Source organism: Lentilactobacillus kribbianus (assembly GCF_013184075.1).
In the GTDB taxonomy this organism is placed as follows: Bacteria; Bacillota; Bacilli; order Lactobacillales; family Lactobacillaceae; genus Lentilactobacillus; species Lentilactobacillus kribbianus.
Map to the genome: position 1 here is coordinate 903,976 of NZ_JABEQQ010000001.1, position 10,947 is coordinate 914,922.

Here is a 10,947-nt window from a genome sequence, read left to right on the forward strand (position 1 = left end):
ACATGAGTAAATCTAGTATTAAAATGGTCCAAGGAACGACTATTTTGGCGGTTACTGGCATTATTGCTAAAATTTTAAGTGCCGTTTATAGAATTCCGTTTCAAAATTTAGTGGGGAACGTTGGTTTTTATGTTTACCAACAGGTCTATCCACTCTATGGGATTGCCATGACTATTGCTTTAAACGGGCTACCGGTATTTATTTCTCGCCTTATGGCTGAACACGATGATGATGCTGTTCGTTGGCGCTTATTGCGTTCTCTTTGGCAGTGGTTAACTGTTTTATCACTAATCTTTTTTGTCTTTTTACAATGGAAGGCCAATTGGTTAGCGACAATGATGGGGGATCCGCGATTAGCACCGGAAATTAAAGTGGTTAGTTGGTTATTTTTACTATCGCCATCTTTGGCAGTAGGTCGTGGTTATTTTCAAGGAATTGGGGATATGCGGCCGACGGCTTACTCGCAGGTTATTGAACAGTTGGTGCGAGTAACCCTGATTATCTTAGTAGCGGTCTGGGCCTATAATAATCATATTAATGCATATGTGATGGGAAAATGGGCTATGGCTGCCGCTCCGGTAGCTGGAGTGGCATCTCTGTTAATTATTGGGGGAGCTTTTTATCATCGTTCAATTTGGCGAGTACAATTACAACATAAATCTGTGGCATTGCGATCTAATCATTTACTGCGTCAAATTATTTTAGAGGGTGGCGCTGTTTGCCTTGTTACCGCGGTGATGATTTTAATGCAATTGGTGGATTCATTTACGGTAACCAAAGGATTAGTTGACTATGGCTTTTTAGCTAGCGATGCCGTGAATTTAAAAGGAATTTTTGATCGGGGGCAGACGTTAGTTCAATTTGGATTAGTTATCGGTACGGCAATGACTACCGCAGTGCTACCACGTTTAACGGCGGTTCATAGAAAACAAGAATTGGTGAACTTCCATCGATTGAGTAAGACTAGTGCGCACGTTAATTTGGTTTTGGCAGTAGCTATTAGTGCTGGCTTAGCTGCCTTAATGCCTGAAATTAATACGGTATTATTTTCCAGTACTCAACTAGATGGCACTTTAGCAACTTATTGTTTTAGCATTGTTTTTGCAACCATCTTGTTAAGTGAAAATAGTATTTTACAAAGTACCGGGAGCTATTTACCAGTGATTATCACGATTTTAGTTGGTATCGTAGTTAAGATATTCATTACACAACCGTTAGTGGCGTATACAAGTACCTTAGGGGCTAGTATTAGTACGGTATTGAGTTTGATTGTTATGGTGGGATTGTTACCACTAATGGCTAGACAGCTAGTGCCAATTTGGCATGCTAAACCAGTTCGTCAAACCCTAATGGCAGCAGTGATTATGGCAGTAGTAGTGCGCATTACGTCAATCATTATTACAGAACTGATTGGCTTTTCACGAATTAAAGCCATTTTAATTTTAATAGTAACCATTCCACTGGGAGCGATAACTTTTTTGCGATTGATCAACCGTTGGCACGTTTTAACGGTTCGCGAATGGTTTAGTATTCCGTTTATGAAGCGAATAATGAAACGAATGAGGAGAAACTAATATGCGATTAGATAAATTTTTAAAGGTTTCACGAATTGTTAAGCGACGAGCAGTCGCCAAAGAAATTGCTGATAAAGGACGAATTACTATTAATGATCGTCCAGCGAAATCATCTTCTGAAGTGCATGTTGGGGATAAGCTAGTAATTAGTTTTGGAAACAAGACCTTAACGGTGCAAGTAAAACAGTTACTAGATACCACTAAAAAAGATGATGCAGCCATGATGTACGAAATTATTAGTGAAGATTATGCCAAAAATTTTGATCAAGAATAAATTTAATGTTTTTGTAAAGGCATTCAAATCACCTAGACAAGGCTATTGATAGTTGATATACTCCACTTATAGAGCTTTTTACTTGCAATATTTTGGCATTAGTGAGGGGAATAATGGTGGACAAACAGCAAAACAAGATTCATCGACTAAATAATAGTTATGTTAAAGAACAAGGACAACTAGCTGCTCAAGCAGCCGTAGTTAAACAAAAACGCCGTAATCGAGCAATGGTGATTTTAGGGGTCTTTGCCGCGTTTGTGCTGTTATTTACTTATCAAATTATTCATGCTAAAGCTAACTTGGCTCAAACTCAGGTTCAAGTTACCAAACAAAAAAGTAAGATTAAGCAAAAAACCACAAAACAAAAACAGCTTAACACTAAAGTTAAGCAATTAAATGATCCCGATTATTGTGAAAAAATTATTCGTAATCGTTATTACTACACTAAATCTGGCGAAACAGTTTATACTTTTCCAAGTGATGTTTCTAAAGACGTTAATGACAAGTAAGCAGTTGGTTAAACCAACTGCTTTTTTTTGTTGGAGTCATTGAAACCGTTTGCTAAAAAAGTCAAATCAGCGATTTATCTTGGAAAGACCCCTTTAAGTCTAAAACTAAAGTATGATATACTGATGACATTATATTTAGGAGGAAAACTTGGTTAAATGGCAATTGAAGTTGGGGAAAAAGTAACCGGCAAAGTTTCGGGCATTACTAATTTTGGTGCGTTCATTGACTTAGGGAACCACCAAACCGGATTAGTTCATATCAGTGAAATATCTGACAGCTATGTGAAGGATATTCATGATATATTGAAAGTTGGCGATGAAGTCACCGTCAAGGTTCTCAAGATTGATGAAAATCATAAAATTGGGCTCTCAATCAGAAAAGCGGTTGATAAACCGCAATCTAGCGAACATTCAGACCGAGACCGTAACCATTCACAGCATCACGATCATCATGAACATTCAAGCTATGGGCAACACAACAGTCGTGGTGGTCATAGTAATAGCTCTCATGCACCTAAGAAAAAAGCAATGAGCTTTGATGACATGATGTCAGGATTCTTGAAGGAAAGCGAAGACCGACTAGCAACCTTAAAGCATAACACTGAAGGTAAGCGTGGTGGTCGTGGCGGTCGCCGAAGTTAATATTGCCAGTAAAGTCGGGATGAGAACTCCCGTCTTTTTTATTTTAAACATAGATATTGAAATTACAGGTGATAATGTGAATTTAGTGAATCGATTAGAAAAATTAAATCAACAATTTCAGTGGTGGCAAGAGCAAGAACCACTATTAGTAGCCGTTTCTACGGGAGTAGACTCGATGGTATTACTCGATGTGTTACAAAAAGTTATCCCCCGTCCCAAACTAACGGTTCTACACGTTAATCATGAATTAAGGGATGAAAGTATTCACGAGGCTGCTTTTTTAACTAAGTACTGTGACGAACATCAAATTGATCTAATTAAAATCAATTGGAAACTAGCCGATCATCCCGATACTGGGGTGGAGAATGCTGGCCGGGAGTTTCGTTATGCTTTTTTCAACCAGGAGGCCAATCGGTTGGGAATTGATAAAATTTTAACAGCTCATCATCAAAACGATCAGGCTGAAACTATTTTGATGAAATTGACTCGTGGTGGGGCCCTGGCAGAATTAACGGGAATTCAGTTTGATCGTTCTTTTAAATCACATCAATTAATTCGGCCGTTCTTAAGCACTAGTAAGCAACAATTACGTCATTATGCCACCACCCATCAATTGACTTGGTTTGAGGATGTAACTAATAATGATTTGAGTATTACTAGAAATCGTTATCGGCATCAAGCACTTCCATGGCTACAACAACAAAATCCGCGTGCGTTAGATCACATTACTGACTACGCTGCTCAATTGGAACGAACGTTAAGTGATTTAGAAGGATTAATGCAACCGATCATGGCGCAAATTACTACTAAAATTGACGACAACCAATGGCGAGTGTCCTTAACTGAGTTAACTAAAAGTCCGCTGGCAGCCACTAGTTCGTGGATTCGTTATTTATTAGAAAAAATGGCTCAGGTACCGGATGTGAAGGAAATTCAGGTTTTAGCCATTTGGCAACTAGTGGTTAATGATAATAAAACGACAGGATATATTCAGTTAACGGACGACTGGCAAGCGGTTCGTGAATATGATTATTTAAAAATTACTAAGATGACCAAACAAAGCAGGAGTGAAGATAAACCTGTCTCTGATTTTATGGTAAAATTGAATCAGTGGTTTCCAATTTGGTCGGGAGAATTATTTGGCGTTTTTGAAACCCCACAATCCGGTGCACAATTAACTTATGCGGGTCAAATAAACCTAAAGGCCAACCAGTTGCCATTATGGCTACGTTTAGCTGCTAAACAAGATAAGTTAGCTCTAAAAACCGGACACCAATCACTGCGGCGCCTATTAATTAATCAAAAAGTGGCTAGAGATGAGCGGTCCAACGTTCAGGTGCTAGTGACTAATGATGATCAAGTCGTGGCGGTACCAGGAGTGAAAACGGCGGTAACAATTATTGATTCAAATACCCATCCATATTATCTATATCACCAAAGAAAAGACCAATAAGTCATACGCAAACAGAGAGGAATTTCTAGTAGATGAACAATGATATTTTAAAGACCCTGTATAGTGAACAAGATATTGCGGACGCTTGCCAACGATTGGGAGCAGAAATTCAAGCAGAATATAAAGACCGGGTTCCAGTTGCAATTGGGGTACTACGTGGAGCAGTGTTCTTTATGGCTGATGTTTTGCGTAATGCGGACACTTATATGGAAACCGACTTTATTGACGTTTCTAGTTATCACGGTGGATTAGCATCGAGTGGTACCATTGATTTAGTAACTGATATTTCTACTGATATCAGTGGTAGAGAAGTTCTTTTGATTGAAGACATCGTAGATACTGGGCGAACGTTAAAATATTTAATCGACCTTTTGAAGCAACGTGGAGCCAGTGATGTTAAGGTTTGTACTTTATTAGATAAACCTAGTGGTCGCGTGGTTGAAGCAACTTCAGATTTTGTTGGTTTTGTGGTCCCTAATGAATTCGTTGTGGGTTATGGACTTGATTATAAGGAACAGTATCGTAACCTACCGTATGTTGGGGTATTAAAACCTGAAATTTATTCAACTAATTAATAGTCAAATAAGGTCAAATGTGTTAATATCTTGGGTATTAACATGAAAAAAACATTTTAGGAGGACATCGATGAACTCAAAGAAAAATGGGCTTTTTAGAAATAGTCTATTTTACATTGTTGTTTTCTTGCTGATTATGGGCGTGATCTACTGGTTTAGCGGTAGCAACACCAATACTCAAACACAAGAAATCCAATCCAGTCAATTTGTGAAGAAATTGAAGGATGATCAGATTCAAAGTTTCTCGATTCAGCCAAGTGGTGGTGTTTATAAAGTTTCTGGTACATATCGGAAGGTTCAAGAAGTCAAGGTTGATAATGGCTTTTTGAGCAATTCAACGGTGAAAAAACCAGTTACCAAGTTCACTACAACTGTGTTAGAGAATAATTCATCAATTTCTGAAATCACCAAGGCGGCTCAAGACAATAATGTGAAGATGAACGCTAAGCAAGAAGAATCCAGTGGATTCTGGGTTAACATGCTAATGACTGTTCTACCATTACTATTATTCGTGTGGTTCTTCTACATGATGATGGGTCGGGCCGGTGGTGGCCAAGGCGGTGGCAATAACAACGTTATGCGCTTTGGTAAATCAAAGGCCAAGCCAGCTGATAGCAAAGAAAACAAGGTTCGTTTCTCTGATGTTGCTGGGGAAGAAGAGGAAAAACAAGAATTAGTTGAAGTTGTTGAATTCTTAAAAGATCCTCGTAAATTTACTAGTTTAGGAGCTAAAATCCCTCATGGTGTTTTACTTGAAGGACCTCCCGGAACTGGTAAAACTTTATTAGCTAAAGCCGTAGCCGGTGAAGCTGATGTACCGTTTTACTCAATTTCTGGTTCTGATTTCGTGGAAATGTTTGTCGGGGTCGGGGCTAGTCGAGTACGTGATTTGTTTGATCAAGCTAAGAAAGCAGCACCTGCAATCATCTTTATTGATGAAATTGATGCGGTTGGACGAAAACGTGGTAACGGTATGGGCGGCGGCCATGATGAACGGGAACAAACATTGAACCAATTATTGGTTGAAATGGATGGATTTAGTGGTAATGAAGGCGTTATTGTTATTGCAGCTACTAACCGTTCGGACGTCTTAGATCCAGCCTTGACTCGTCCTGGTCGATTTGACCGGAAGATTTTGGTTGGTCGTCCAGATGTTAATGGTCGAGAAGCTATTTTGAAAGTTCATGCTAAAAATAAGCCATTATCTAGTGATGTTGATTTACGAGAAGTGGCACAACAAACTCCCGGATTTGTCGGGGCAGATTTGGCTAACTTACTGAATGAAGCTGCTTTGTTAGCTGCTCGTCGTAATAAGCGAGAAATCGATGCAACCGATGTCGATGAAGCTGAGGATCGCGTAATTGCTGGTCCAGCTAAACGTAATCGAGTTATTTCTGACAAAGAACGACAAACAGTGGCTTATCACGAAGCTGGTCATACCATTGTCGGTTTAGTTCTAAATGATGCTCGTGTGGTTCATAAAGTTACCATTGTCCCTCGTGGCCGCGCCGGTGGTTATGCCATCATGTTGCCAAGAGAAGATCAACAATTGTTATCTAAAAAGGACGCAATGGAACAAATTGCTGGTTTAATGGGTGGTCGTGCTGCCGAAGAAATCATTTTCGACTCACAATCATCTGGGGCTTCTAATGACTTTGAACAAGCTACTAACATGGCTCGAGCTATGGTTACTCAATACGGAATGAGTGAAAAGCTTGGTAATGTTCAATTAGAAAATCCAGCTCAAGAATCATATGGTCCTACTTATTCACAGGAAACGGCAGCTACTATTGATGCTGAAGTTCGTCGTTTTACTGATGAAGGTCATCAAGAAGCTAAGAAAATCATTGAAGCTCACAGAGAGCAACATAAGATTATTGCCGAAGCTTTGTTGAAGTATGAAACCTTGGATGAAAAACAAATTCTCTCACTTTACAATACCGGTAAGATGCCTGAAGATGATGACAGTAACCAGTTCCCAAGTGAACATGCTGCTACATTTGAAGAATCTAAACGGGAATTAGAGCGCCGAGAAGCTGAACGTCAAGATAAGATGAGTAAAAAAGCACTTAATGACGACGGAATTGAAGATCCAAATGAAGACGTTGAACGACCTGATGAGATTGTCGATCCTAAATCACATGATAACCATGATGATGACAATCCAAACAGATTTTAGTATTAAGTAAGGCGAGCTTAGGGATTTTTCCCTAGACTCGTTTTTTACTTTATTAAAGGAGAAAATAATGAAAGATTATTTAGCAAAAGCAATTACAAATGACGGCATGTTTCGAGCATACGCCATTAATGCCACTCAAATGGTAACGACAGCACAAGTTAAGCATGATACTTGGAGTGCGGCTTCTACTGCTTTAGGGCGGACGTTAGTCGCCGCTACACTACTAGCAACATCTACTGATAAGTCTGGTAAGTCTATTACTGTCAAGATTAATGGTGGTGGTCCGGTTGGCGGCATTGTGGTTGAAGCAGATTCTAATGGTTATGCCAAAGGCTATGTGGCCAATCCCCACACTGAGTTGACCTTAAACGATAAAAATGAAATTGATGTTGGTCAGGTCGTAGGGGTTAATGGTTATTTAGAAGTGACTAAAAATGTGATGGATAAAGAACCTTATACCAGTAGTGTACCGTTGACTTCTGGCGAAATTGGTGATGATTTTACCTTCTACTTGGCACAATCAGAACAAATTCCATCTGCGTTGGCAGTTTCCGTATTGATAAATAGTGATAATTCTATCCAAGTGGCTGGGGGATACCTGATTCAAGTTCTTCCGGGTGCTAGCGAAGAAGCCATTAGTCAATTAGAAGAAAAATTAAAAACACTGCCAGCATTGTCTGAAATGTTAATAGCTAACAAGACCCCAGAAGAAATATTGAACCAAATTTTTGGCGAGAAGCAACTCCAACTATTGACTACTATGCCAGTTGAGTTTTACTGCAATTGCTCTAAAGAGCGGTTTGCTAACGACTTAGTGGGCATTCCAGTAGATCAATTAACCGCTATTCGGGATGAACAACACGGCATGGAAATTGTTTGCAATTTTTGCCACAATAAGTATGAATATAGTGAAGAACAACTAAACGCTATTATCGATTTAGCCAGCCAAAGTCAACAGGAGAAGTAATTATGGAGTGGAAAATCGGTGATGTAACAATTCCCAATCAAGTGGTGGTGGCACCGATGGCCGGAGTTACCAATTCAGCGTTTCGAGTTATTTGCAAGGAATTTGGTGCGGGACTAGTTGTTTGTGAAATGATATCTGATAAGGGAATTATGTATCAAAATAAGAAAACTCTGGAGATGATGTTTGTTGATGCTAAAGAACATCCGATGAGCATTCAGATTTATGGCGGCGATAAAGAGACCTTAGTTAATGCTGCCAAATTTGTTGATCAACACACGGCAGCCGATATTATTGATATCAACATGGGATGCCCGGTCAATAAGGTGGTTAAAACTGAGGCTGGGGCACGGTGGTTACTAGATCCTAATAAGGTCTACGAAATGGTTTCTTATGTCACGGATGCGGTAACTAAGCCGGTGACGGTTAAAATGCGAACTGGATGGGATGAAGAGCATATTTATGCAGTAGAAAATGCTTTGGCAGCTCAACGAGCCGGTGCTGCCGCAATTGCGATGCACGGTCGAACCAGAAAACAAATGTATACAGGACAGTCTGATTGGGATATTTTAGCGACTGTTGCCAATGAATTAACCATTCCGTTCATGGGTAATGGTGATGTTAAAACACCACAAGATGCTAAAAAAATGATTACTGAAGTGGGAGCTGATGCGGCCATGATTGGTCGAGCGGTCGAAGGCAATCCCTGGATGTTAGAACGCACTAATCATTATTTAGCTACTGGAGAATTATTACCAGAACCAACGGCATTTGAAAAAATCAAGATCGCTCGAACACATTTAAATCGGTTAGTAGAGTTAAAGGGAGAACATGCGGCTGTGGTCGATTATCGTAGCCAAATTGGTTACTATCTCAAGGGGATTTCACGTTCTGCACGAACTAAGGTAGCCATTGTGAATGCACAGACTGCAGCGGAAATTAATACACTATTGGATGATTTTGTGGACAAATTAATCGCTAAAGGAATTACAGCATAATAGAATAATTTAATTAGAGGTTGGTGAATACCAGCCTTTTTTACTGTTCTAAATGCAAATATCTGTTATTTTAGAGTAAAAGAGAATACAATAATAAAAGATTTAGTTTATAATGATTCTAATAAAAGGAGGGCTTATTATGAGTTTGCTTGAGGTTAATGGATTGGGGTATCAAGTCGGTCAGCAACAAATATTAAAGGATATTAGTTTCTCATTAAACGAACAAGAAGTGCTGACTATTTCGGGCCCATCTGGTAGTGGTAAGTCCACTTTAGCTAGAATTTTGGCAACGTTATTGTCTAAAACTAGTGGGACAGTTACATATAAAGATAAAGAAATTGATTCATATGATCCGATTGAATATCGGCGCCATGTGTCATATTGCTTTCAACAGCCTAGTTTGTTTGGTAATACAGTAAGAGATAATCTCCAATTTCCTTATGATATTCGCAATCAACCATTTGATGAACAGCATGCTAAACAATCCTTGGAATTGGTAGATTTAAATGCTAACTATCTTGATAAGGCAATTACTGAATTATCAGGTGGTGAAAAACAACGAGTAGCTATGCTTAGAAATGTGATGTTTTTACCCGAGGTATTAATTCTAGATGAGGTGACTGCTGGTTTAGATGAGGACAGTAAGCAAATAGTTCATAAAATGATTGAACACTTTAATGTGGATAATAAAATTACGTTGATTATTATTACTCATGATCAACAGGAAATGGATCATGCTAGTCGATTAATTACTATTGAAAATGGTGAATTAAAAGGAGATGTTAGTCATGCATAATTTAGCAGTTACTAATAGTTCATTAGTTTTGGCCGCTGGATTAGTTCTTATTGCGCTTTATATTGGTTATCACGAAAAGTTAGGTATCGATCGCGATATGATCATTGGTGTTTTGCGGGCGGTTATTCAGTTATTTGCAGTAGGGTATTTGTTAAAGTATATTTTTAAAATTGATAATGTTATTTTAACGATTGTAATGATGTTAATTATCGTTTTTAATGCTGGTTACAATGCTATGAAACGTAGTAATGGAATTCCTAATACTTTAATGATTTCGATTGTGTCGATATTTGTTAGTACGGGAGTGACTGTTTTTTCTATGGTTATCACCGGTGCACTAAAGTTTATTCCGATGCAAATGATTCCAATTACAGGAATGATGGCTTCACAATCAATGGTCGCGATTGGTTTGTGTTATCGAAACCTGAATACTAATTTTAGGGATGAAAGACAACAAGTATTAGAAAAACTCTCTTTAGGCGGAACTATTAAACAATCATCGAGTAACATTTTGCGTGAAAGTATTAAGACGGGAATGCAGCCCACTGTTGATTCCACCAAAACGATGGGAATTGTAACCCTACCAGGAATGATGAGTGGTTTAATTTTTGCTGGTATTGACCCGGTTTATGCAATTAAATATCAAATTATGATTACGTTCATGTTATTAGCAGCTACTAGTCTTGGATCAGTGATGGCGTGTTATTGGGCCTATAAAGGGTTCTATAATAGTCGTGATCAACTGATTGATAGAACACAAAAGTAAAATGTTTTAAATTGTTTGTTGACATATGTATATTGAGTTGGTATATTAGTAAATGCGCCAACGAGTTAAACAAGTTTTGCTAAATGAAAAATTTAAAAAAGTTGTTGACGAATGGCTAACAAAATGATATATTTAAATAGTTGTCAAAAGGCGTTGCAAAGCGTTTGAGACAACAAGGTAGACCTTTGAAAACTGAACAAAATTTCGATTAAACAAA

General features: G+C 38.5%; 11 protein-coding genes. All 11 read left to right on the top strand.

The window, feature by feature from the left end; translation table 11 throughout:
• The first annotated feature begins 2 nt into the window (after positions 1-2).
• The 11 genes from HII32_RS04535 (at position 3) to HII32_RS04585 (ending at position 10,730) form a co-directional block, all read left to right on the top strand.
• The gene (locus HII32_RS04535; protein ID WP_172188691.1) at positions 3-1,574 is read left to right on the top strand and encodes a putative polysaccharide biosynthesis protein; all 1,572 of its coding nucleotides are present in this window, start codon (positions 3-5) and stop codon (positions 1,572-1,574) included.
• 1 nt (position 1,575) lies between these two features.
• Positions 1,576-1,848 (top strand): RNA-binding S4 domain-containing protein, encoded by a 273-nt coding sequence (locus HII32_RS04540; protein WP_172188693.1) that lies wholly within the window; start codon positions 1,576-1,578, stop codon positions 1,846-1,848.
• 113 nt (positions 1,849-1,961) lie between these two features.
• On the top strand, positions 1,962-2,357 hold the full coding sequence (locus HII32_RS04545; protein WP_172188695.1) for an FtsB family cell division protein: 396 nt from the start codon (positions 1,962-1,964) through the stop codon (positions 2,355-2,357).
• Positions 2,358-2,513: 156 nt separating this feature from the next.
• Positions 2,514-2,999, top strand: a complete 486-nt coding sequence (locus HII32_RS04550) for a S1 domain-containing RNA-binding protein (RefSeq protein WP_172188697.1) — start codon at positions 2,514-2,516, stop codon at positions 2,997-2,999.
• On the top strand, positions 2,974-4,452 hold the full coding sequence (gene tilS / locus HII32_RS04555) for a tRNA lysidine(34) synthetase TilS (protein WP_172188699.1): 1,479 nt from the start codon (positions 2,974-2,976) through the stop codon (positions 4,450-4,452). Before HII32_RS04550 ends, tilS begins: the two co-directional genes overlap by 26 nt.
• A 32-nt stretch (positions 4,453-4,484) precedes the next feature.
• Positions 4,485-5,027 (top strand): hypoxanthine phosphoribosyltransferase, encoded by a 543-nt coding sequence (gene hpt / locus HII32_RS04560; RefSeq protein WP_172188701.1) that lies wholly within the window; start codon positions 4,485-4,487, stop codon positions 5,025-5,027.
• A gap of 70 nt (positions 5,028-5,097) precedes the next feature.
• Complete coding sequence (ftsH, locus tag HII32_RS04565) at positions 5,098-7,206, top strand: ATP-dependent zinc metalloprotease FtsH (protein WP_172188703.1); 2,109 nt, start codon at positions 5,098-5,100, stop codon at positions 7,204-7,206.
• Positions 7,207-7,273: 67 nt separating this feature from the next.
• Positions 7,274-8,173, top strand: a complete 900-nt coding sequence (gene hslO, locus HII32_RS04570) for an Hsp33 family molecular chaperone HslO (protein ID WP_172188705.1) — start codon at positions 7,274-7,276, stop codon at positions 8,171-8,173.
• Between the two features lie 2 nt (positions 8,174-8,175).
• The gene (gene dusB, locus HII32_RS04575; RefSeq protein ID WP_172188707.1) at positions 8,176-9,168 is read left to right on the top strand and encodes a tRNA dihydrouridine synthase DusB; all 993 of its coding nucleotides are present in this window, start codon (positions 8,176-8,178) and stop codon (positions 9,166-9,168) included.
• Between the two features lie 139 nt (positions 9,169-9,307).
• The gene (locus HII32_RS04580; protein ID WP_172188709.1) at positions 9,308-9,964 is read left to right on the top strand and encodes an ABC transporter ATP-binding protein; all 657 of its coding nucleotides are present in this window, start codon (positions 9,308-9,310) and stop codon (positions 9,962-9,964) included.
• A complete protein-coding gene (locus HII32_RS04585) occupies positions 9,957-10,730 on the top strand; it encodes an ABC transporter permease (protein ID WP_172188711.1) in 774 nt (257 codons plus the stop codon). Before HII32_RS04580 ends, HII32_RS04585 begins: the two co-directional genes overlap by 8 nt.
• The last annotated feature ends 217 nt before the right edge of the window (positions 10,731-10,947 follow it).